Below are 22,288 nucleotides of genomic sequence, written 5' to 3' on the forward strand. Positions count from 1 at the left end.
AAGCCCTTTGCCGAGCCAGTACGTCGGCAAGGGCTTGCCGACCTACATATGGGGCTCCCTTACACCGAATCAGAAAATGCTATAGGCCTAGCTCGCGCGGCTTGTCGCCGCGCTAAGAAGCCCTGCCCCGGATAAACCCGGCCTATATTCTTAGACCGAGTCAATAAAAAGCGCCGGCTATTTGCTCAATGCTCGGCAGTCAGAGAATAAGGCTCCGGAGAAAGCTCAGAAGTACGGGCGAAGAGGAGGTCGGCCAGGAGGCGGGCAGAAGCCGGTGCCATGGCGAATCCGTTGCGGAAATGGCCGCAATTGAAATGTAAATTCTGAATCTCAGGATGCCTGCCTATATACGGGATACCCCTAGGCGAGCCGGGGCGCAGTCCTGCCCAGTGTTTTTCAATCGAGCAAGCGCGGAGTGCCGGGAGCACGGTATAGGCAAACTCGGCAAGCTCGTCCCGTGCGGACTCCGTGGTGCTCTTGTCGAAGCCGGAGTGCTCCAAGGTACTGCCCGCTAAGATCTTTCCGTCTTTTCGAGGAATCAAGTAGTGATCTCGGCTCAGGACCATATGTCTGAGCAACTCCGGCTCAGCCGAAAAGACGATCATCTGTCCTTTCACTGGTTCCACGTCGAGGCGCGGCACGGAAAAAAAGCGATCATTCATCGTTCCCGACCAAGCTCCGGCAGTAATGACGTATTGGTCGGCGGAGTAAGTTTCGTCCCCGGCGTTAATATGCGTGATCTTGCTGCGGTCCACGGCAATCTCGGTGACCGTCCGGTGTTCCGAAATTTGCACGCCGTCTGTCAATAGCTCCGACTGCAATGCTCGGAGCAATCTCGGATTTCTGACCTGAGCGATGTCGGGCAGGAATATGGGGGAACTCGGCATAAATTGCACGGCAGGCTCCAGTTCACGGAAGCGCGCGAGATCCGGCCGTTCGTAGGCAATCCCGTAGCTTTCACACCAAGTTTCCGCGAGATGCACGTTCTCGCAGTCGGCAATCAATAATCCGCTCTTTCGCCATTCCGGATCGATCCCGGTGCGCCGATGTAGAGTTTCGGCAAGCTTGGGATATTCAGCATGACTTGGAAGCCAGAGTTGGAGGATCGGCTCCACGGCTCGCCAGGGATAGAGCGGACTGAGAATTCCGCCGCCCGCCCACGAAGACTCCCGACCAATCATCTGCCTTTCCAGGATGAGAACGCGAGCGCCAGATCTTATGAGTTCGCGCGCCGTCATCAGTCCGATAACGCCACCGCCGATGATGATGATATCCGTCATACCAATTTGCCAAGCTGGTCGAGAGTTATTCGTAAAACGTGTTGTGCGCATTGCGATGCGCTTTTCTGGGTGTATTTCGGTGGAGACATTTATGCGAAGCTTGCTATATTTCGACTCACCGACATCCCTGCGCCACGACGGACACAATGCCGAGCATGGCCGTGGGATATGAAATCGACTAGAGGAACATCAATGCCTTGGAAAAAAAGTTTATCCGCCGCGTCTATTTTACTGTCTTTCTTGCCCGGCGTTTCTTCCGGACTGGTAGTAGATATTCAGGGTACCCGGCTTGCACCGCAAGCGCCCGGCGAAACCTGCGTCGATATTACCGGTGATTATCGAGGTGTGCGAATCGAGGCCGATAATCCGGGCCAAACTCCGAGAATTTGCTACAACGGCTCGCGGAACAACTCGGTCAGCATTGCGAATGCCACCTTTGTTGCCAAACCGCCGGTGAAACAGGAGGTGGTCATCAAATTCGAGCATGAATTTCCGCCTGGCATCAATGGAAAGATCATGGCGCGCGCCAAGTTACAGGGCTTTTTTGCCACCGGCAGCGGCGTCGGCGTTCCGACTGGCGATAAGTTGAAGCTCGAAACCTTCTTCTCGCAAGGCGGTTCGGATGACGCTATAGCAACACCTTTGGATTTTACCGTAGGCGATCAGTTGGATTCGGCATTGCTGGAATATTCGGTCAAGAAGCAATACTTGGCTGCCGGACCTCGCTCGTTGAAAGGGGTTTTGAAAATCGAATTTACCGGAGCGGAACACAAGTTGGCTTTGCCTGAAAGATGCCTGATTTCGCTCGATACCGGCTCCACTTTTGAAGATAAGCTGGATACTTTGGAAACCTTGGAAGATGACGAAGCCCCGGTATCTCCGGAAGCAGGCGAATCAGGAGCGGAAACCTTGCCGACAGATCCAGGCGAGTTGGAGAATGGGCTGCCTCCTTTGCCCGAACTACAGTCTGATTCCGATCCCACGAATACGACGCCGATCGATATCAAAGCGACCGACAAACAGGAGTTGCCTTCGCCGACCGAACTGTTGCCAAAAGTCCGATAGTCCAAAAACGGCAACTGTGTGGTTAGGAAATACCGGAAAAGCTGTGCGAGTTTGGACAGCCCGGCGGCTATCCGCTGAACCGTTTGGGTGACGCCGCGCACTCGGGTACGTTCCAACCGCCGTTTCTAGGACCTAGGACAACGGTCTGTCCGCCTCTTTTTCCTACGCGCCTTATTCCAAATTGCTTTCAATAAGGAATTAATTTTTGTAGGGTGGGTTAGGCCACGAGGCCGTAACCCACCAAGCGGCCTCGAATCGGTGGGTTACGCTTCGCTAACCCACCCTACAATTAATGTTCACTCGAATGCCGAATGGAATTAGAGGGTCGATCGCGGCAGTGATTCTTTTCACTGCCGCGATCGAGTTCCGTGGATTTCTCGAAACTCGTCTTGCCTTACATCGGCCTGATTTCAGGCAATTGCGGCGGTGGCGGCTCCACGGGCGCCGTCGGAGGGCTAGGCGGTACTTGGGGCCCTATTTCCCTTAGCCGCTCCTGGAGTCTTTCCATTCCCCTCTCCAAAGACGCATCCATAATGACGACGTTTCCCATCGATAAAATGATCCGTTGCAGTTCCGGGATTCTCGTGGTGCCGGTCGAGACGATGTAAACGGGCTGTACATACAAGACCGATCGACCCACCGGCAGGACGATGATGCGGCCGCGCAATACATGCGAGCCCTTTTGGTCCCAAAGGGCAAACTGTCTCGCGATCTCCGGGTCCTGGTCGATCAGAGCGCTGACTTGAGACGGGCCTTCGACCTGGACCTCGCGGCTGAATCTGTAGAGGACGATCTCCTTGAAAAAGTCGGTACGTCCCCCCCTGGCGGCCGGCGTGCCCGCGACTGCCAGCACGCTGAGGTTGCTCCGTCCTATGGGGGTCATCGGGTTGATCAGAACGAAGTTTTCTGGCTCACGAAGTCCCTCCAACAGGTAAGTTGTGAAGTAAAAGGGCTTCAGGATGGAATCGTTGACCAGAGGAAAATCCCAGGTCTCCGCCTGCTGGAAGAACAAAGCCGGGTCGGTTTGATGATAGCGGGCGTAGATGCTCATCTGAGTGGTGAACATATCCTTGGGATAGCGAAGTTGCTCTCGGAGCATCGGCGGCATGGCGCTCATATCCTTGAAGACACCCGGATAAGCTTTTCTGTAGCCCTGGATGATGGGATCGTTTGGGTTCGCGACGTAGTAGTCGACGTTACCGTCGAAAGCGTCGATGACGATTTTGACCGAGTTGCGGATGTAATTGAATTGCTTATCCTCGCTGTCCCGATTGAAACGGGTGACCGAGGTTTTTGAGACCGGGTACAGGCCGGAAGTCGTGTAGGCGTCTACGATCCAGTAGATACGCTTTGGCGTGACGACGGCGTAGGGGTCGTTGTCCAAGGACAAATAGGGCGTGAGGCTCTTGATCCGATCGATGATGTTGCGCCGGAACAGCGCCCGGCTGTCACCGCGGATGTTGACCGAAAAAAACAGTTTCTCGTCTCTGAAATAAATTGAGAAAAGCAGTCTCCTGAAAAACGAGGAAATCGGCACCCCGCCGCTGCCGGTATAGTTGTAGCTGGATTCCTCGTCGAAGCTGGAAATGCCTACCACGCTGAGCCGATTCGGTACGATCGCGTAGGTTAAGTTCTCTTCGCCGAAATAGATGTCGGGCTTTTCGATCGCGAAGCCGACTCCTGACTGAAGGGTCAAGTCGCGGAGAAACCACTTCATCGGCGTTTCGCCATCCTGAGCGGCGGGCGTAATGACCGCACCGTAGCCATGGGTATAACGGAGGTGGGTGTTTTCCCAATTCTGAGCCTCGGACGGCAGCTTGGTGATGTTGACTTCGCGCGAGGAAAGATTCACCTGCTCGAGCCGGCCGTTGATTACATAGCGTGCAATGTCCACGCCTGGAAAGCGATAGTAGGGCCGAATACCCTGCATCTGCTGATACACGTCGTCAAGGTATTCGGGATCCCAGACCGGAATGTTGTACAGGTGTTCGCGGAAGGCCTGATCGAGAATATCTCGGTTAGGGAGACCCGGCATGACATCGATGATCTTGATGTCGTTCAGCTCATAAGCGGCAAGGGTCGCATTGATATTGTTCCGCATGAACTCTTGCTCGACCTTGACGGGATTCGGTTTTACCACAAACCGATCGATCAAGCCGGGGATGAAGTCGATCTTACGGGCACCCAAAGCGACTGAGAAAATGAGGACCAAACTGACCAGTGCAGTCAATCCGTTGCCTCGGTGTACATAGATCAAACTGGCGGCCACCGCCCCAAGCAGGGTCAAAATAGCGAGCCAAATCAAAGGCAAGTGATAGCGAAGTTCGATGAACCCCGGACCGAAGAATTGGGGCTCGTGGACGTCCGTATATAGCAGTCCGAAGCGGTAGAGAATGAAACCCCATGCCACGATCAGCGCGGTGATGATGACCAGGCCGCTGAGGTGAATTCTCGCGCCGATAGGCCACTCCTTTTTTTCGCCCGGAAGTAACCGATGCTCCAGCCAATAAAGGAGTGCGATCGCCAGCGTCGCGATGACCGATGCGATGAGCAATTCCCTTTGAATCAGCGTAAAGATCGGGTAGGAGAACATGTAAAAGCTGACATCGTTCCCGAATACCGGATCGGTGACTCCGGCGCTGGGAGCAAACAAGAACAGCAATGCGGCATTCCATTGTTTGTAGAACGGAATCGCGATGAGAATGGCCAAAATTAAGGACAATGGCGTGTAAACCCGCAAAGAGCCGGTTTGAAAGAGTTTCAACAATCGCCGGTAGCGGGTTCCTTCGGTATGGCCCAATCTGGCAAAGGCGGTTTCGTCTATGCCGAGATAACGGGACGCAGCCCAGAAATTCAGGAAGAAGATGAAGAAGAAAAACAGAGTGACGCTACCCGACAAAATGTAGCGATAAAGAAGTTTAAGCCAAAAATATCCGCCATAGTCGAGCTCGTCGTGCCACCAATAATCCACTATGAAATTCGTCAAAGCGATGCCGGATGCCAAAAGCACGACAGCCAAGCCAATGATGGCGGCGGCAATCAACATCAGCAGTCGTTTCCAATTTTGCATAGGGTCCTCTCGAGTAATTCTGATTCTTGCTGTCGGACTGGTTGGGATAGCGGGGCGGAGCCGCAGTTTCAAAAAGCGGCATCGGGAAGCCGGACTAGAGTTGCATTTGTAGCGGCCAGACTACGCCGTAAGATAATACCTAGACTCTAGTGAGACAAGTAGATGCTTAATTAGTGACAAGGCCGTTCGAAAGGGGCGGGAATCTCGGTCCGCCCCGGAACGAATCGTGCCGAAAAATGCGACGTTCGCCACTTCCCAACGGGTAATAAACCGTTGAGTAATCTGGAAAACGAGAAATATTCCCTGTCCGTGTCGCAAAAGCTTCATAGACAGGCTTCTACGGCTTCCTCAAAAGAAAAAAGACCGAATCCGATGAATCAATACGGATAAGTGCGAGTCGGATAGGTCTGCTGCGGATCGCTGTTAGGATATTGCGGATAATTGCCTTGCTGAGGGTATCCTGTCGGCTGTTGGGGGTAAGTTCGCGGTTGAGGGTAGCCGCCCGGTTGTTGGGGATAAGGATAAGTGCTCGGTTGAGGATAGCTGCCGGGCTGCTGCGGATAAGCGTTCGGCTGAGGATAGCCGTTTTGCGGATAAGTTCCGGTTGGTGCGGGGTAGTAACCTGGGTTCTGCGGCGCTACGGGTTGCTGTGCGGCAGCTTGATTGGGGCGAATCAACAGCTCCACCCGACGGTTGCGTGCTTTACCTTCTTCCGTGCTATTGCTGGCGATAGGCTGACTTTCGCCCATTCCGACCGTGTGCAGGCGACCGCCGGCAACGGCCTGTGCCATCAAGAACTCGGAGACGGCGCCGGCTCTCCGGCGAGACAGGTCCATATTGTACGCGTCGTTGCCGTCCGAATCGGTATGTCCGACCACGGTGAGCAATGTTTCCGGAAATTGATTCAAAGTCGACGCGACTTGCGTCAACGCACTTGCCGCTTGCGGTGAGATTTGGTCGGAGTTGTAGGCAAAAGTGACATTGTTCGGCATGTTCAGAACCAGATCATTGCCGCTCCGCTGCACTTCGATGCCGGTACCTGCCAACTGATCGCGCAGTTGCGTCTCCTGGCGATCCATGTAAGCACCCACTCCGGCGCCCAGCAATCCGCCTACGCCGGCGCCAATGAGCGCGCCTTTCCCCTTGTCCTTGGCGATGATTGCGCCTAGCCCTGCGCCGCTGGCCGCCCCTATCAATGCCCCCGTGCCGGTCTTGCCGAATTGCGGTGAACCCCCGTAAGGACCACTCGCGCAGCCCGTCAATAACATGGCGACTACGCTGGCGGTAATAGTGTTCTTAAACATTATTGTCTCCTCGAATGGACGTGCTTGCTTTGTAACGAGTGAGCGGCGTGTTCGCCGTATCACCCAAACGGATACAGTGTAACGTAGGTTTTGTTTGATGCGGGTTTCTTCAGTTGCCGGAGAGGCGGAGGAGTTTAAATCTAGAAACGGCACTCGGACGCGTCCAACTGCCGTTTCTAGGTTAGAGATCTGAATTCATCTCGACTGAATCGTACCGAGGTAAGAGCGTGTGAAGGGGAAGGTTCGGAACCGGCCGATCGAAGAGAGACAAGGTGTTCCGGGACTGACAGCGTTCGTTGGAAACACCGCCATCCCGGCCCTTTCGACGGGGCTGCGGAGATGCCTCCCCCGGTCAGGGGGAGGAATTCACCGTCGCGACATCGACTGGAATGGCGCTCCCGTCAAACGGTGCTTTCTAAGACAAGTCACTGCATTTCGACCAGCTCGCCAGCCGGGATGGCACCATCCGAGCGGCCTTTTAGATAGGCGTAAAGGCCGTCCATGTTATCGACGACCGCCTTATTGCCTTTGTAGGCAGGCATATTCTTCCGGCCTTCCAAAACGACTTGCTGGAATTGTTCCTTCGAGAGATTCTTCATGCTGTTGAGCAGATTGGGAAAAGCGGGGCCGCCCTCGCCGGTGGGGCCATGGCAGGTTTCGCAGCATTGCCGTTTGTAGATTTTCCAGCCTTCGAAGGTCGCTTTATCGACCTTGTTGCCTTCGACTTTGTATGGTCCCTCGGCGCGTGCCGTATGCGCGCCAGCGATAAGCAGACAACAGGCGATAATGCCCCATGCCGATTTAACGGCTGTTGCGGAACAAGATCTCATAATCAAACTCCTCCTAAGTTCGTGTTTGAATAGCCGGGCACTCGACAAGACACCGTCCGTGCCTGGCTGGAAGACGAGAACCGAAGGCGCAATGGCATCGCGGCCGTCTTGGTTCACAAACCGGATAATTGCACACAATAGGCGACGAATAAAACGGGCTGAGAGGTCGCGGCGAGCTATTTATATGAGGGAGCTTTTGGTTGGAGTCGTTGAGCCCCGCTCGACGCGGACCACGCCGACTTAGGCATCTTCTCGGAGGCGGCGCATCAGCCATCCGCGAAAAAGCGCCGAGTCCGTCATGGTGGGCAGGCCCCTTGCCTCGAGGAATTGCTCTAACTCGGCAGCGGAGGCGGGTTCTCGTTCGTGTTCGTACCAAAAAAGATCCAGGAGAAACTCCCGCCCGAATCTTTCCTGAAGGCGTGATTTGTCTTTCCTCCGTTCCGCGAGTCGCTTCGTTCGGAGTGCTTGAAGATCGATTAGATTGGAAGTCTCGTCGGCCATGGCCGAATCCCCCCGGTTGGACTGGGTTTGAATTAATCTTGCCTTGGAATTTCAAAGACCGCGGCAAATGAGCGCGTTTCACGAATGACGAACCCTTGCAGGACCGCGGCGCGCTTGAAAATGGGAATTATCGCAAACTGCGGACTCGAAAACTCGGCCCGTCATGTGAAATCAAGGGCGATGACGAGAAACGCAGTGAATATCGAAAGGAACTTATAAGCTTGCCACATCTCGTTTCACGGATCGTATTCCACGTGGATATGATGTTTTTCGCCGATCACTTGAAAGCCGTCGCCCAGACTCCTCCGCAATTCGCGAGTGACCTTCTTGCGGGTAGAGGGAACGAAATATCTGGAACGGAGATCGACAGCCAAGCCCGCATAATGCAGGCTCCCCTTTTTGTGCCGGCCGTCCAAGCCCGACGTCACGACCAGGGTTTTTCCGTGCCGCGTCCAAACCCGGCGGGCTTTATGAATGGCCGAATACATTCTGGCGTCCAGCCCGTGCAGGATCGCGCCTTTCTTGACGGCTATCATGGCTGGAGGTCTCAATAAAGAATGAGAGCCTACGACCATGGCGAGCTCGTCGCCCGTCGCCAAAATCGATCTGGAGAATAAGACGGCCATCAGCATCAATAGCGCATCGGCCGTTCTTGCTGGGATTTTCCTTGACTCCGGTCGCATCTTGCCCTCCCGGAAATTCCATTCGGTTGGCGAGATAAAGTTAGACGGATCGGATGCCTCGGTGTTTTACGTCAAAGGATTTTTCGACCGATTTTGTTTGTCATAGAGGTCGAAATCGGCTGACACATAAGAAAAACCAGAAAGAGAAGCGCGCCGGTATTTTTGAAAGCGGACGCAGGAACATCATGAAAGCCTTGTTATTATTGCTTACCTTGTTGTCTTATGGAGGCCTGGCCATGTCGTGGGATTCGTCACAGTTCAAAAACGAGAGCAAGGAGGAACTCCGCAAGAAGCTGACGAGCGAACAGTTCAAAGTGACTCAGGAAGATGGCACCGAGAGAGCGTTCAAGAACGAGTATTGGGACAATCACCGAGAAGGCATCTATGTCGATGTGGTGTCGGGCGAACCCCTCTTCAGTTCTCTCGACAAGTTCGATTCTGGCACCGGGTGGCCGAGCTTCACCAAGCCGTTGGAGCCGAGCAACATCGCTTACCGGCAGGACCGATCCTGGTTCATGGTTCGCAACGAAGTGCGCAGCAAGCACGCCGATTCGCACCTCGGTCATGTGTTCGATGACGGTCCGCCGCCCACCGGAAAGCGCTTCTGCATGAATTCGGCGGCTTTGCGGTTCATCCCCAAGGAAGATTTGGAAAAAGAAGGCTACGGGGAGTACCGGGCTCTTTTCGAAAAGACGAAGTGACCAAACAAAAAAAGCTGACGGGTCTGGCTTGTCGAGACCGATTTAGCCGCTAAATCGCCGCGTATTTTCGTTCTCGTTCCAAGAACCGGTCGTAACGGCAGTCGACCGGTACATGCCATATGTGTTTTCAATTCGCCGCGTTTTCCCAACTTTGAGCGGACCGCGGTGCGCTATGATTGCCGAATCAGAACAATTAGGGGATACACGTTTGATCATCAACCAAGTAAAAGGCATTACTAAGTCCACTCGAACCATCTTGGCCGAGCACGGAATATTTTCGGTCGAAGAATTGGCGAACGCCGATGCCGAGCAATTGGTCAAAATGGCGGGATTCAATAAAGCCAAGGCCATGCGCATGATTCGGGCGGCCAAGTATCTGGTGGGCGACATGGAAAAGGCGAGCGGCGCCCGAAGACTGCTGGACAAACGCGCGGAAGGTTCGGCCGAGGCCGGGAGCGAGGGCGAGAGCGCTGTCGGTTCCATCGATTTATCCGATGGCCAGCTTTATATCAATCGTGAGCTGAGCTTTTTGGAGTTCAACCGGCGTGTGCTCGAGCAAGCCAAGGTCGAACACACGCCGCTTTTGGAGCGCCTGAATTTTCTTTCCATTTCCTGCTCGAATCTGGATGAATTCTTCGAGGTGCGCACCGCCGGTTTGATTCAGCTCGCCGATTTGGGGGCGACCCAAACCGAGCCCGATAGTCTCGCGCCCCAGGAAACATTGGCCGCGATCAGCGCGCGCGCCCACGAGCTGGTGGCCGAGCAGTATCGGGTATTGAATCAGGTGATGTTGCCTTTGTTGGCGGAACAGGGCATCCGATTCGTCCGCAGGAGCGAATGGAATCCCTCCCAGCACGCTTGGCTCAAGAAGTATTTCGAGGAGGAACTGCTTCCGATCCTGAGTCCTATCGGCCTGGACCCGGCGCATCCGTTTCCGCGCATCCTGAACAAGAGCCTGAACTTCATCGTGCCGTTATCCGGCAAGGACGCTTTCGGGCGCGATATCACGCTCGCCATAGTGCAAGCGCCGAGAGCCTTGCCTCGTATCATTCAGCTGCCGCAAGGCGAAACCGAGAGCGGCCCGTACGATTTCGTGTTTCTTTCGTCCATCATTCATGCCTTCGTCGACGATCTGTTCTACGGCATGAAGGTGCGCGGCTGCTATCAGTTTCGGGTGACGCGCAACAGCGAAATGTACCTGGACGAGGAAGAAGTCGACGATTTGCTCCGCGCCTTGGAAGGCGAACTGAGCACCCGCAATTACGGAGACGAAGTGCGGTTGGAAGTGGCCGACAATTGTCCGGATGAGATTGTCGAGTTTTTGCTGAGCCAGTTCGGACTCACCGAGGATCGGCTTTACCGGGTGGACGGCCCGGTCAACCTCAGTCGCACCCGTGAAGTCTACGATTTGATCGATCGGCCTGATCTCAAATATCCCTTGTTCACGGCCGGATTCCCGGGCCAGCTCGCCGGAGGACGGGATATCTTCGAGGCGATCAAGAAGCAGGACATCCTGCTGCACCATCCTTACGAATCTTTCACGCCCGTCATCGAACTGATCCGGCAGGCCGCCGACGATCCGCATGTGGTCGCCATCAAGCAGACCTTGTACCGTACCGGTCCGAATTCGCCGATTGTGGACGTTCTTCTCAAAGCCGCCCGCGCCGGCAAGGAAGTCACCGTAGTGGTGGAACTTAGGGCGCGTTTCGACGAGAAGGCCAATATTTCGCTGGCAACGCGCTTGCAGGAGGCGGGCGTGCAGGTGGTCTACGGCATCGTCGGATACAAGACGCACGCGAAGATGTTGCTCATCCTCAGGCGTGAGGGGCGGCACCTGCGCTATTACACCCATCTCTCTACGGGCAATTATCACCCGCGCACGACCCGGCTCTATACCGACTACGGGCTATTGACCGCCGACCAGGAGCTTGGGGAGGACATCCGCCGGGTGTTCGTCCAGCTCACCAGTCTGGGCAAAGTCGGGAGGCTCAACAAGCTGTTGCAATCGCCGTTCACTTTGCATCAGACCCTGCTCAAGAAAATCGACCGCGAAATCGAGCATGCGTTGGCCGGCCGTCCCGCTCGCATCATCATCAAGGTGAATTCGGTGGCGGAGCCGCAGTTGATCCAGGCGCTTTACCGCGCTTCCATGGCCGGGGTGGAGATCAAGTTGATCGTCCGCGGAATCTGCTGTCTTCGCCCTGGAATTCCGGGCGTCTCGGAAAACATCGAAGTCCGCTCGATTATCGGGCGATTTCTGGAGCACAGCCGGGTCTACTGGTTCGAGAACGGCGGGCATCCGGAAGTGTATCTCACGAGCGCCGATTTTCTGCCTCGCAACATGTTCCGTCGCGTCGAGATCTGTTTTCCCATCGAGAACAAAAAACTGGCCGACCGCATTCGGGCCGATTTAGACCTTTATCTCCGGGACGACAGCCAAGCTTGGTTGCTGGCTTCCGACGGAAGCTATCAGCGCCCGCAGCCCGATAATCCGCGCGGTATTCAAGCGCAGTCCGTTTTGCTGGAGCAATTGAAGAAAGTGAGTTGAAAGAGGACTGATTCCAAATCGCTTTCAATATTAAATTTTGTAGGGTGGGTTAGGCGCGCATTACACGGAACCGGCAAAGTTCCTTCGGCGTTTCCGCGCGCCGTAACCCACCGGGCAAGGCCGCGGAACCGGTGGGTTACGGCGCGTAGAGAGCCCTGTGGTCACGGAACGGTTCGTGGCGGTGCGCGCCTAACCCACCCTACAATTAGAGCGTTTTCCGAATCGGTGTAAGGGATTTGGATATGTAGGTCGGCAATCCCGTGCCGACGTATCGGCTCGGCAAAGGGCTTTGTCGGAAGGGTCGCGACTAAAGCGACCGTTTGCGATTGGAAGGGCAGCTCTGGCGCTCACAGAGATGCCGTTTGCGATTGGAAGGGACCGACTAAAGGTCCGTTTGCGATTGGAAGGGTCGCGACTAAAGCGACCGTTTGCGATTGGGAAGGGATTGCCGACCTACGCTCTCCCCTCCCGGAACGAATCCGTACACCGGGATGGAAAACGCTCTATTAACCCGGCCTATAAATATAGGCCGGGTTAATCCGGGGCAGGGATGCCCCGGCGCGGCGACAAGCCGCGTGAGCCCAGGCCGGGCGTGTACCGGCCTGGGCGGCGGCCCGAAATACCAGGAGGGTACTTACGGGCCTGATTAATAATGTTCACTCGAATGCCGAATGGAATAAGCTCAGGACAGGCTTGTCCTCGGGGCACTCGTGACGCGTCTCGCACACCCTCTCAGAGATAAGTCAGTTCGATCCCGGCAGCGCCCAGATTGCCGGCTTCCTGCTCCAGGTCGGCGGCGGTTAGGGGGTGATTCTCCAGCCATTGGCTCGGGAATCGTAGATCGACTCTGGAATCGCTGAAGCCGAATGCGATATCGGGAGGCGGATTGCCGTGCCGGCTGCGGTTCAGAACGATGGCGAGCCGCAGCAGCACCGCCAGAGGCCGTGCGGCCTCATTCCACGGTGGAGTCAATTCCTTGAAATACTTGAGGTGGAATTTCCGCCGGTGGACACGCACCAGGGTGGCCAGCAGCACCTGATCCTGGCGGGAAAAGCCGGGTAAGTCGGCGTTTTCGATGATGTAGGCGCCATGCTTGTGATATTGGCTATGAGCGATATCGAGGCCGATTTCGTGCAAGCTCGCCGCCCAATTCAACCATTGTTCGGCCGCTTCCCGATCAATGCCGCCGATCGATGGAATCTGGTCCAGAAACGATTTCAGCGTCTCCTGAACACGGCCGACCTGCTGCAGGTCCACGTGATAGCGGGTCGCGAGCGCCGCCACCGTTCGACTCCGAATATCGTCGTTGTAAATCCGGCCGAGGAGATCGTACAGCAAGCCTTCCCTCAAGGCGCCATCGGAAACTTGCATCTGCTGGATGCCCAGCGTTTTGAAAGTCGCATGCAAGATGGCGAGGCCACCGGCGAAGATCGGATAACGGTCCGGGTTGAGGTCCGGGAATCCTGATTTGTCGACCCGTCCGAGACTCAAGAGCGTATCGACCAGCCGGTCTAGCCCGTCCCGAGTAATGCCGTCCTTGCTCCACCCGCGGCCGACCAATATTTTTCGGATCGCCCGCGAAGTTCCGGAGGCGCCTACGGCTTCGTCCCAATGGTCCTTGTGAAAGGTATATTCAAACGGCTCCAGTTCATGTTGAGCCGCGATGACCGCATTTTTGAAGCGCTTGCTGGTGATCTTGCCGTCGGAGAAGTGAGCGAGGCTCATGGATACGCAGCCCATCCGCAGGCTTTCCTTGCGAAGCGGGACCTTGTCCACGCCGATGATGTATTCGGTGCTGCCACCGCCGATGTCCATCACCAGCCGCCGCTTGCCGTCCGTCGCCAGGCTTTGTGCGACGCCTTCGTAGATCAGCCGCGCTTCCTCGATACCGGATATGATGTCGATCGGATATCCCAGCACTTTTTCGGCTTGGATCAGAAACTGGCCGGCATTGCGCGCCGTACGCAAGGTATTGGTGCCCACCGCTCGAACGCATCCCGGCGGCAGATCCCGAAGCCTCTGGCCGAAACGATCGAGACATGCCAGCGCGCGCTGCTGCGCGTCTTGGGTCAGATGACGCTGGGCGTTGAGCCCCGCGCCGAGCCTGACCATCTCCCGAAGCCGATCGACGACGATCAGCTCTCCGGCCCGGAGCTTCGCGACGACCATGTGAAAACTGTTGGAACCGAGGTCCACGGCTGCGACGTGCTCGGGAGGGTGTTTTTGCGATTGACTCATGGAACCGTAGGAAGCGTAAGAGGAGAATTTAAGAGGGGTGGTATTTGTTACAATCTTGCGGTTATCGAGAGGCCCGGCGCGTGATTTCAAAGTCGGGGATTCTCGCGTCGCAGCCGTATTTTTACAAATATTGCCGGCAAAAACAGCCAGAAATGAACGCCCTTTCCATTCGTAATCTGCGGAAAACTTATAAGAACGGCTTTGAAGCCCTGAAAGGCATCGATCTCGATGTGAAAGCCGGAGATTTCTTCGCGCTTTTGGGGCCCAACGGCGCCGGGAAGTCGACTACGATCGGCATCGTCAGTTCCTTGGTCAGAAAGACCAGCGGAACGGTCGAAGTCTTCGGTCATGATCTGGATAAAGAGCGGGAGGCCGCCAAGCGCTGCATCGGCCTTGTGCCGCAGGAAGTCAATTTCAATCAGTTTGAAAAGGTTTTGGATATCGTCGTCAACCAAGCCGGGTACTACGGCATTCGCCGGAAAGAGGCGTTGCAGCGCGCGGAAGAATGCTTGACTCAGCTCAGCCTATGGGACAAACGGAACAGTGTGTCGCGCCATCTTTCGGGGGGCATGAAACGGCGCCTGATGATCGCCCGGGCCCTGGTCCATTCGCCGAAACTTCTCATTCTCGACGAGCCCACGGCTGGCGTGGATATCGAGATTCGCCGCTCGATGTGGGAGTTCCTGCGGAAAATCAACCAGGAAGGCACCACGATCATCCTGACGACCCACTACCTGGAAGAAGCGGAAAATCTGTGCCGCCACATCGCCATCATCAATCACGGACACATTGTCGAGCACAATGCGATGGCGGATCTATTGAGAAAGCTTCACACCAATCGTTATATCCTCGAGCTGAGAAACCCCGCGCCGTTCGCTCCCACGGTCGAAGGCTACCAGCTGGAGCCGCTCGAAGACCATACCTTGGCCGTGGACGTGCCCATGGATCTGGGGTTGCACGGCTTGCTCGATCAGTTGGCCGCGCAGGGCATGGAAGTGGTCAGTCTGCGCAATGCGGCGAATCGCTTGGAGCAGCTATTCATTGATTTGGTGGAAAACCAGCGTATAGACCCGGCGCGAAAAACCGCCTGACCGAGTTGTCCGACATACATCAATCACATGCATCACCTCATTGCATTTAAAACGATTCTTTTCAAGGAAATTCACCGTTTCGTCCGCATCTGGCCGCAGACCATCCTGCCGTCGGCGATCACCACCTCGCTTTATTTCCTGATTTTCGGGACCTTGATCGGCGGGCGGGTAGGGCCGATGGCCGGGATGTCCTACATGGACTATATCGTGCCGGGCGTCATACTGATGTCGGTCATCACCAATGCCTACGGCAACGTCGTGGCGTCGTTTTACTCCACCAAGTTCCAGCGGAATATCGAGGAGTTGTTGATCTCGCCGATACCCAACTGGATCATTCTGGCAGGCTACGTCGGCGGGGGGATAGCCCGCGGGTTGGCGGTGGGCGGCGTGGTGGCCATCGTCGGGATGTTTTTCACCGATGTACGGCCGGCTCATCCCGGTCTCATCGCGAGCGTGTTCTTCATGACCGCGGCGCTGTTTTCGCTGGCGGGGTTCATCAATGCGGTTTACGCCAACAGCTTCGACGACATCTCTATCGTCCCGAATTTCGTTCTCACGCCGCTGGTTTACTTGGGCGGCGTCTTCTATTCCATCGAGCTGTTGCCCGAATTGTGGCGGAAGGTGTCCCTGGCGAATCCGATTCTCTATATGGTCAACGCCTTTCGTTACGGATTCGTAGGGATCTCCGACGTGGATATCCGGACTGCTTTCCTGATCATCGGCGGCTCGATTTCGATCCTCGTAGCCTGGAGCCTCGTCTTGCTCCGGCGCGGCACCGGGCTTAAGACCTAAGCTCAGCAATGGAAAGAGCTCTAAGAGCCTATCTCAGTAGGCCCAGTAGGCCGTTCGCCCTAAGCCTGTCGGAGGGTTTTGTGACGACTGGAATAGGCTCTAAACACCTATAAATTATTCCGCGCTCGTTGCGTCCATGGAGGACCCTCGGGATTTCAACACCGTGGCTCCTCCCCGATAGGGAACGATATTCGGCGTTCCACTCACCGCCGGTTCTTTTGGAAAATGATCGAGTGCCGGCGTCTTAATCGCCGTTCAGGAGCACTTGGCAGGCTTCAGGCATCGGGGGCTTCGGCGGCTCCGGCTTGGCCGGGCCCGGCGGGTGTTTTTGAAACCACCAGGAAAGGCTTGAATCGCAGCCGTCACCGGCCGGTAAGGGGGGCTGCCGGACGCATTCGGGGCTCTCGGCGGGGCAGGTGAGGCGAAGGTGGAAATGGTCGTGGTGGCCGTACCAGGGGCGGATTTTTCGTAACCAGCTGCGGTCTCCCCGAACCGTTCGGCAAAGTTCGCGCTTGATGTGCGCATTTACGAAGACCCGATCGATCTCGGGAATAGTCGCCGTCAGTTTCAACAGCCGCGCGTGCTGCGTACTCCAAAGCCGGCGATCCAACCCGTTCCCGGCGCGATTCAACAGGCTCGGGGCGGGAATGTTGGCGCGCCATCCGTCCGCATTCGAATAGAGGCCGGGATCGAGGTTGAACCAGACGTCGGCGTCGAGGCCGGTCTGATGGCTGCGGTGGCCGAAAGGCATGGGTCCCCCCCGCGCTTGAGAGAGATCGCCGACCTGAATCACCCCGATAGTTTCGTGGGCGCGCTTGCCCAAGGTCTGAATCGTCCGGATCAACGAAGGATGGCCGAAGTAGCGCTTCCGCTCCAAGTGCATGACGAGATAGCCATCGCCTTCCGTGGGCAGAGCGGCCGCCCCGCTGACGCAGCCGTTGTTGGTTTCGCCGATTGCGCGCGGAGGGCCTTTGATCGGGCCGGGAACCTCCGCCCAGGGATTAGCGAGAATAGCGCCGGGAACGGCAAAAAAAAGAATCAGTGCTCGTCGGATCGAACGCATGGCGGCCAGTGTTGGGAATGCGCGACAGCGAGACTTAGTCGCTGCCGGGGTTTTGTGCGACGCCGGAATCCTGCGAATTCAGCGTTTTGGAGTTTTCACCCAAAGGGAACCGACGCTTGGCGTTGATGACCCAGCCTTTGGCTTTGGCGATCTTGACGTCGTGTATTTCCTCTTCCAGGAGTAGGCGCTGGCGTTCCAAAGCGAGCAACTCGATTTCCCGCTTGAGCTGATTTTCGACATCATCCAAGGCTCCTGCCCGGCGGGTTTTTTCGGCCAGGTCGGCCTCCAGTTCCAACTGCTTCAAACGTGTCTCGTGGTGAATGCGCGCCTCGCGGAGACGCACTTCGCTGTCATACTGCTCGGCCGCGCGGGTTTCTTCCGTCGTCAATTCGGCGCGGACGTGCTCGGTCTCATGATCCCGTTGCGCCTTGCGCAGTTCGGCCTCGCGCCGAATCAATTCGAGCATTCGTTCTTCGTGCTCGAGCTTAAGTTTGCGTTCGTTCGTCTCGCGTTCGTAGTGCTCCCTCGCCAGCCTTTCGTTGAGCTGACGGCGGCGCCGGACCAACTCGAGATAGATGCCGTTGTGCTTGGCGTCGACGGTTTCGGCATACTCCTCGATATTATCCAGCTCGGCGAAAACAGTTCGGATCGTGCAGCGTGTGCGGCATTGAATTTCGCGCATGGCCAGCAGTTCGTTGGCGATGTTTTCGATGCGGCGCTCCATTAGAACGTGGTTATCCTCGAATTCCGTCTGTTCCAATTGTCGCAACTCGTGTTCCGCCGCATCCTGCAACAGCGTTAGATAATTGGCTCGGATATAGGCGCCGAGGTTCGCAATGTGGTCGAGATGCTCGTGTGCGTATTTAATGGTTGGCTGGAAGCGGATCGACAACTCGGCTTCGATGGTGCAAAGGGTTCCCAGCCTCAGAGGTTCCAGAGGGATCTGCCAATCTTCGATTTTCAGCTCGTATACACGGTGGTAAAAACGCCGGATAAAGCGGTTTGGACGAGGAAACACGCGGCGGTAAGGGCCGAGAACGGAGACGACGATGCGGCGGTCGCCTTCGAAACCCGCTTCCCAATGCGAGTTGGAGTCGAGTGGGTTGTCCTCAAACATAACCTTTCCTCGTCAGGGTGTCTTTGAGCTCGCTCTCGTTGGCCGGTTCCCCGGGAGTTTCGGTTGTCTGCCGGGGCCTGATGCGCTCGGCGATGATCGGGTAGAGGTTCGGGGCGAACTCCACCGATTTATCGTTTATCTTACGAAGATAACCCCGATTCAATAGAAACGCCACGGAAAACATCCGCGTCCAGTCGGAATAACGGCGGGCACGTTCCAGCTCGGTTTTCTCGATCACGAATTCCAATTCGTCATTCTTGTTGATGGTGAATTCGCCGAACTGGCGTAGTCCCAGATAGGCCAGTTCCTTTTCCTCTTCGGTAAGCGGGCCGGGCGCGGTGGATTCCAGCCGGTAGGAGAGGAACAGGATGAAGAAGTCCACCATGGCGGCGCAGGCCAGGGTAAACCAAGAGATGTTCTTCCACATGGCAAAGGACGGCGTGATGCCGAGGGAAAACTCGGCATAGGAGCCGAACCGGGGTGCCTCGATGGGTGGCGTACCATAGGTCGCGGCCAGGATTTCCGCTTCTCCTTGCAGACTCTGGAAGTTCCGGACCAGCCTTTCGTAAGCCTCGGAATTGTTTACCTGAAGCGAAAATTCCTGTAGGGAGCCTCTCACCTCGGACAAACGGTTTTCCATGCTCTCGGAATACGTGTTCAGTTGTTTCAGCCTGGCTTGTTCGCTTTGCAGAATCTCGTTGTAAAAACCCCAGACTTTGCCCTTGCCTATCTGTCCCTGCATGCCCGGATGAGTGCCCAGGTAAGCCCGGGTGGCATCCTCCGACGCCTGCTCGACGCGCTTCTGTTGAGCCGCCGTGAGCTGGCTCTTGAGACCGACCACGCTTTCGATATAGCGGTTCGCGTCATGGACTACGCTGGTCTGTCGTTCGAGCAGGATGGCATCGCGCTGGGAAAATTCGTAAAACCTGAAATAGGCGAACGATATCGATATGGTCAGAGCCACTAACAGCGACAGCACCACGCTGAGATAGCGCAAGCGATTGGCGCGCCAGCGCATGCCGGCCAGTTCCAAAGTACAAATCACGATCATGGATTGCACGGCGATCGTCATGATCAGCGCGATCCACTGAGGAATGAAATAGCTGAGGCCGTAGCAGGTGTTGTATCCCTCTGCAACGCTGAGCAGTAGGACGATCGGGATCGACAAAACGCGCAGTACGCCGATGAAGGTACTCTGAACGGCATTTAACAATTGGCCTATGTGCCAGGTTGTTTTGATCATGGGGCGTAGCCTTTGGCGCAGATGTTCTGCCGTTCGGATTTTATCGAGGGTTGATGGTTGAGCAATTTTCCCGGCATCGGTGTCGAAACGGTAAGAGTGGTTGGGGGCGGGCGCGTTTCCGGCTTATCCTAGAGTCTGACTCATGCATTTGTGAAGATGTGATTTTTATGGGAATGTTTTGGATCGCGATAGTGCTGGTGGTTGCCATTATTCTCGGTAATCTGATGATTCTGCTTCGAACCGCGAAAAAGCCCAAGATCCCCGATTCGGTCAAGCCAAAGCCTTACAAGGACGATGACGAGAACTGGTGAGAGCTTAAGGGAGCTCTGATTGGGCCCTTCGACAGGTTCAGGACGAACGGTAACGTATCGATTCCGTTCGTGGTGAGCCCTTCGACTCGGCTCAGGACAGGCCCTTCAACTTGGCTCAGGACAGGCTTGTCGAACGCTCTCCTGAGCCTGCCCTGAGCCTGTCGAAGGGGCATGAGCGGAATCCATCTGTTCACGGCTTCCTTGAAGAAGCTACCGAGTCTTTCCCCTGATGGCGCAGCGGGATGGGTACAAATTCGCCGGGAGCCGAAAGCGACAAACGACGTTTGCCGTGAGGCCCTGGGTGGTCTTAGAGCCTATCCCAGTAGGCTCAAGAAACCCTTCGACAAGCTCAGGGCGAACGGCCTACTGGGATAGGCTCATAATAGTCAACCTGAACAGGCCAGGCCTGGCTTTCCGGGCGAGTAAAGCGCCGCTAGCCCATCGATGCCGGGGATGGGGCACGGCCTATCGGCCTTTGCCCCTCCCATGGGAACCGAAATTCGCTTCCACCGTCGTTGATCGGCTTACTCGCCGATGATTTTCACCAAAACCCTCTTCTTGCGGCGGCCGTCGAACTCGCCGTAAAAAATTTGCTCCCACGGGCCGAAATCGAGCTGTCCGCCGGTAATCGCCACGACCACTTCCCGGCCCATGACCTGCCGTTTCAAGTGGGCATCGCCATTATCTTCGCCAGTGCGGTTGTGGAAATAGCGGCTGATCGGTTCGTGCGGAGCCAGATTTTCGAGCCAGGTTTCGAAGTCGCGATGCAGACCGGACTCGTCATCGTTAATGAAGACCGATGCCGTGATGTGCATGGCGTTAATCAAAACGAGACCTTCCCGCACTCCGCTTTCTCTCAGACATGTCTCCACCTGATGGGTAATGTTGATAAAAGCGATCCGGCTCGGTGCTTCGAACCAAAGTTCTTTACGGTAACTTTTCATGTCTGAGGTGCTCCTGTTGTTCGGGGGCTGTATTTTTTCAGGGACAACGAATGCAGTCGGTTTTATTAACCCGGCCTATAAATATAGGCCGGGTTAATCCGGGGCAGGGATGCCCCGGCGCGGCGACAAGCCGCGTGAGCCCAGGCCGGGCTTGTACCGGCCTGGGCGGCGGCCCGAAATACCAGGAGGGTATTTACGGGCCTGATTAATAACTGCGAATGGTGCGACAGATTGATGTTGTTCTCAAGCCGTGATTTTTGCCCGCGAAAATTGGCGGGAGGCTCCGGTGTCAGAAAATTTTACATTTCTTGGAAACGCCATCATCAGCACCGCCCTGAGTCTAAAAAGATTTAACTATCAATGATCTACGGACGATCGGATCGGGCTTTCCGCTAGAAGTTGCTATTTACGATACATAAGAAACTGGGTTTCAAAGCACCACTAGGGGACGCCGGACGTTCCACTACATTTACAAAAACGAGTACCGCGTCATTTCGAAAAAATTCGTAAAAACAGCGACATAACGCCGTGGTACGAAAATTGTTGGGAATATGGCGGCGTTTGGAAGAACGCTCCGGGTCAGAGCTGGAGTTCAGCCCGGTAACCACTGAATTTAAGGAGACATACGATGACGAACTTCAATAAGACTTTGTTGGCGGTCGGTATCAGCCTGGCATTGGGTTTCTCGTCGGGGGCATGGGCTGACGCGGAGATCGACTCCCAAAACAATAACCTAAATGTAGCGGTGGACGCGAGCTACGAAGCTGACGCCGAGGAGGATTCCGCTGCTGCGGTCAACGGGAACGCGACGAACGACCAAAGCGAAGCGGAAGCCGAGAACAACGGTGCTGCCGCCGCGAACAACGGGGGCACGGCCACCGCTGGCGAAGCTGAGGCCGAGGACGAAAACTCTGCTGCCGCGAACAACGGGAGCACGGCCAACGCTGGTGAAGCTGAGGCGGAGGACGAAGGTTCTGTTGCCGCGGCCGGCAACGGCACGGCCTCTGCCGACAACAGCGAAGCTGAGGCCGAGGACGACGGTGTAGCCGCGAACAACGGGGGCACGGCAACTCGCGACCAGAGCGAAAACACAACGGCTAACGCTGGCGGGGATGCTTTTGCTGCCCAGAACGGCGGTGAGATCGACTATACCTCGGCCTCGGCCACTGGTGGCGGGAATGCGTTAAGCGCGCAGAATGGCGGGGAGATCGAGGTAAATTCGGCTTCGGTCGCCGGCGACGGGAATGCTTTTAACGTCCATAGGGGCGGCGAAGTGGAGATCGACAACAGTACCAAGGTCGAGCTAGATGGGGAAGTCGAGCATGTGGTTGTAGTGCCGGTCGGTGTCGCTGTCCAGGCAGGGGTGCCGGTTGCGGCTTCATCCAACAGCATCGACGGTTCAGCCAACGGCGCCGCCGGTATCGTTCAGCTCTCCCAAAACCTGGGCCACGCCTCGTTGATTCAACAAAGCACCAATGTTTTTGGCACCGTGAACGTCAACAATTGA

18 protein-coding genes are annotated in these 22,288 nt (G+C 56.0%); 7 read left to right on the forward strand and 11 right to left on the reverse strand.

Annotation, left to right across the window (positions count from 1 at the left end; translation table 11 throughout):
- Positions 1-185 precede the first annotated feature (185 nt).
- Complete coding sequence (gene thiO, locus B2A78_RS22555) at positions 186-1,280, reverse strand: glycine oxidase ThiO (protein ID WP_077732306.1); 1,095 nt, start codon at positions 1,278-1,280, stop codon at positions 186-188.
- 6 nt (positions 1,281-1,286) lie between these two features.
- On the opposite strand from thiO, the gene B2A78_RS22560 reads away from it, so the two are divergent.
- Complete coding sequence (locus tag B2A78_RS22560) at positions 1,287-2,345, forward strand: hypothetical protein (protein ID WP_143735286.1); 1,059 nt, start codon at positions 1,287-1,289, stop codon at positions 2,343-2,345.
- Positions 2,346-2,739: 394 nt separating this feature from the next.
- Here B2A78_RS22560 and B2A78_RS22565 read toward each other — a convergent pair whose 3' ends face one another.
- The 5 genes from B2A78_RS22565 to B2A78_RS22585 form a co-directional block, all read right to left on the reverse strand.
- Positions 2,740-5,415, reverse strand: a complete 2,676-nt coding sequence (locus B2A78_RS22565) for a UPF0182 family protein (protein ID WP_077732308.1) — start codon at positions 5,413-5,415, stop codon at positions 2,740-2,742.
- A gap of 377 nt (positions 5,416-5,792) precedes the next feature.
- Positions 5,793-6,719, reverse strand: coding sequence for an OmpA family protein (locus tag B2A78_RS22570; protein ID WP_077732309.1), 927 nt, complete (start codon positions 6,717-6,719; stop codon positions 5,793-5,795).
- A 425-nt stretch (positions 6,720-7,144) separates the two neighbouring features.
- Entirely contained in the window at positions 7,145-7,549 is a 405-nt protein-coding gene (locus B2A78_RS22575) for a cytochrome c (RefSeq protein ID WP_077732310.1), read from the reverse strand.
- Between the two features lie 240 nt (positions 7,550-7,789).
- Entirely contained in the window at positions 7,790-8,050 is a 261-nt protein-coding gene (locus tag B2A78_RS22580) for a hypothetical protein (RefSeq protein WP_077732311.1), read from the reverse strand.
- 236 nt (positions 8,051-8,286) lie between these two features.
- Positions 8,287-8,733, reverse strand: coding sequence for a hypothetical protein (locus B2A78_RS22585; RefSeq protein WP_139841136.1), 447 nt, complete (start codon positions 8,731-8,733; stop codon positions 8,287-8,289).
- A 236-nt stretch (positions 8,734-8,969) separates the two neighbouring features.
- On the opposite strand from B2A78_RS22585, the gene msrB reads away from it, so the two are divergent.
- Complete coding sequence (gene msrB / locus B2A78_RS22595; RefSeq protein ID WP_276205417.1) at positions 8,970-9,434, forward strand: peptide-methionine (R)-S-oxide reductase MsrB; 465 nt, start codon at positions 8,970-8,972, stop codon at positions 9,432-9,434.
- Positions 9,435-9,642: 208 nt separating this feature from the next.
- Entirely contained in the window at positions 9,643-11,982 is a 2,340-nt protein-coding gene (gene ppk1, locus B2A78_RS22600) for a polyphosphate kinase 1 (RefSeq protein ID WP_168175526.1), read from the forward strand.
- 732 nt (positions 11,983-12,714) lie between these two features.
- On the opposite strand, the gene ppx is transcribed toward ppk1, so the two are convergent.
- Positions 12,715-14,220, reverse strand: coding sequence for an exopolyphosphatase (ppx, locus tag B2A78_RS22605; RefSeq protein WP_077732355.1), 1,506 nt, complete (start codon positions 14,218-14,220; stop codon positions 12,715-12,717).
- Positions 14,221-14,372: 152 nt separating this feature from the next.
- Here ppx and B2A78_RS22610 point away from each other — a divergent pair, with 152 nt between their 5' ends.
- Together B2A78_RS22610 and B2A78_RS22615 are read left to right on the forward strand one after the other, a co-directional pair.
- Positions 14,373-15,311 carry an ABC transporter ATP-binding protein gene (locus B2A78_RS22610; protein WP_077732316.1) on the forward strand — a complete coding sequence of 313 codons (939 nt, stop codon included), beginning with the start codon at positions 14,373-14,375 and terminating at the stop codon, positions 15,309-15,311.
- A 27-nt stretch (positions 15,312-15,338) separates the two neighbouring features.
- Positions 15,339-16,103 (forward strand): ABC transporter permease, encoded by a 765-nt coding sequence (locus B2A78_RS22615; RefSeq protein WP_077732317.1) that lies wholly within the window; start codon positions 15,339-15,341, stop codon positions 16,101-16,103.
- 244 nt (positions 16,104-16,347) lie between these two features.
- Here the strand turns inward: B2A78_RS22615 and mepA are convergent, their stop codons facing one another.
- From mepA to B2A78_RS22630, 3 genes are read right to left on the reverse strand one after another with little or no spacing between them, the layout of a single operon-like run.
- The gene (gene mepA / locus B2A78_RS22620; RefSeq protein ID WP_077732318.1) at positions 16,348-17,166 is read right to left on the reverse strand and encodes a penicillin-insensitive murein endopeptidase; all 819 of its coding nucleotides are present in this window, start codon (positions 17,164-17,166) and stop codon (positions 16,348-16,350) included.
- Positions 17,167-17,200: 34 nt separating this feature from the next.
- Entirely contained in the window at positions 17,201-18,283 is a 1,083-nt protein-coding gene (locus tag B2A78_RS22625; protein WP_077732319.1) for a hypothetical protein, read from the reverse strand.
- The gene (locus tag B2A78_RS22630; RefSeq protein WP_077732320.1) at positions 18,276-19,526 is read right to left on the reverse strand and encodes a hypothetical protein; all 1,251 of its coding nucleotides are present in this window, start codon (positions 19,524-19,526) and stop codon (positions 18,276-18,278) included. Before B2A78_RS22630 ends, B2A78_RS22625 begins: the two co-directional genes overlap by 8 nt.
- Positions 19,527-19,693: 167 nt before the next feature.
- Between B2A78_RS22630 and B2A78_RS25865 the strand changes: the two genes are divergently transcribed.
- A complete protein-coding gene (locus B2A78_RS25865) occupies positions 19,694-19,837 on the forward strand; it encodes a DUF2897 family protein (protein WP_240502640.1) in 144 nt (47 codons plus the stop codon).
- Positions 19,838-20,361: 524 nt separating this feature from the next.
- Here the strand turns inward: B2A78_RS25865 and B2A78_RS22635 are convergent.
- The gene (locus B2A78_RS22635; protein WP_077732321.1) at positions 20,362-20,781 is read right to left on the reverse strand and encodes a secondary thiamine-phosphate synthase enzyme YjbQ; all 420 of its coding nucleotides are present in this window, start codon (positions 20,779-20,781) and stop codon (positions 20,362-20,364) included.
- 628 nt (positions 20,782-21,409) lie between these two features.
- Between B2A78_RS22635 and B2A78_RS22640 the strand changes: the two genes are divergently transcribed.
- Positions 21,410-22,288, forward strand: coding sequence for a hypothetical protein (locus B2A78_RS22640; protein WP_077732322.1), 879 nt, complete (start codon positions 21,410-21,412; stop codon positions 22,286-22,288).

The organism is Methylocaldum sp. 14B (assembly GCF_002005105.1).
Lineage (GTDB): Bacteria > Pseudomonadota > Gammaproteobacteria > Methylococcales > Methylococcaceae > Methylocaldum.

Coding starts and splice junctions, on each gene's coding strand:
- thiO (WP_077732306.1), bottom strand. CDS start 1,280: ATGACGGATATCATCATCATCGGCGGTGGCGTTATCGGACTGATGACG.
- B2A78_RS22565 (WP_077732308.1), bottom strand. CDS start 5,415: ATGCAAAATTGGAAACGACTGCTGATGTTGATTGCCGCCGCCATCATT.
- B2A78_RS22570 (WP_077732309.1), bottom strand. CDS start 6,719: ATGTTTAAGAACACTATTACCGCCAGCGTAGTCGCCATGTTATTGACG.
- B2A78_RS22575 (WP_077732310.1), bottom strand. CDS start 7,549: ATGAGATCTTGTTCCGCAACAGCCGTTAAATCGGCATGGGGCATTATC.
- B2A78_RS22580 (WP_077732311.1), bottom strand. CDS start 8,050: ATGGCCGACGAGACTTCCAATCTAATCGATCTTCAAGCACTCCGAACG.
- B2A78_RS22585 (WP_139841136.1), bottom strand. CDS start 8,733: ATGCGACCGGAGTCAAGGAAAATCCCAGCAAGAACGGCCGATGCGCTA.
- msrB (WP_276205417.1), top strand. CDS start 8,970: ATGTCGTGGGATTCGTCACAGTTCAAAAACGAGAGCAAGGAGGAACTC.
- ppx (WP_077732355.1), bottom strand. CDS start 14,220: ATGAGTCAATCGCAAAAACACCCTCCCGAGCACGTCGCAGCCGTGGAC.
- B2A78_RS22610 (WP_077732316.1), top strand. CDS start 14,373: ATGAACGCCCTTTCCATTCGTAATCTGCGGAAAACTTATAAGAACGGC.
- B2A78_RS22615 (WP_077732317.1), top strand. CDS start 15,339: ATGCATCACCTCATTGCATTTAAAACGATTCTTTTCAAGGAAATTCAC.
- mepA (WP_077732318.1), bottom strand. CDS start 17,166: ATGCGTTCGATCCGACGAGCACTGATTCTTTTTTTTGCCGTTCCCGGC.
- B2A78_RS22625 (WP_077732319.1), bottom strand. CDS start 18,283: ATGTTTGAGGACAACCCACTCGACTCCAACTCGCATTGGGAAGCGGGT.
- B2A78_RS22630 (WP_077732320.1), bottom strand. CDS start 19,526: ATGATCAAAACAACCTGGCACATAGGCCAATTGTTAAATGCCGTTCAG.
- B2A78_RS25865 (WP_240502640.1), top strand. CDS start 19,694: ATGGGAATGTTTTGGATCGCGATAGTGCTGGTGGTTGCCATTATTCTC.
- B2A78_RS22635 (WP_077732321.1), bottom strand. CDS start 20,781: ATGAAAAGTTACCGTAAAGAACTTTGGTTCGAAGCACCGAGCCGGATC.
- B2A78_RS22640 (WP_077732322.1), top strand. CDS start 21,410: ATGACGAACTTCAATAAGACTTTGTTGGCGGTCGGTATCAGCCTGGCA.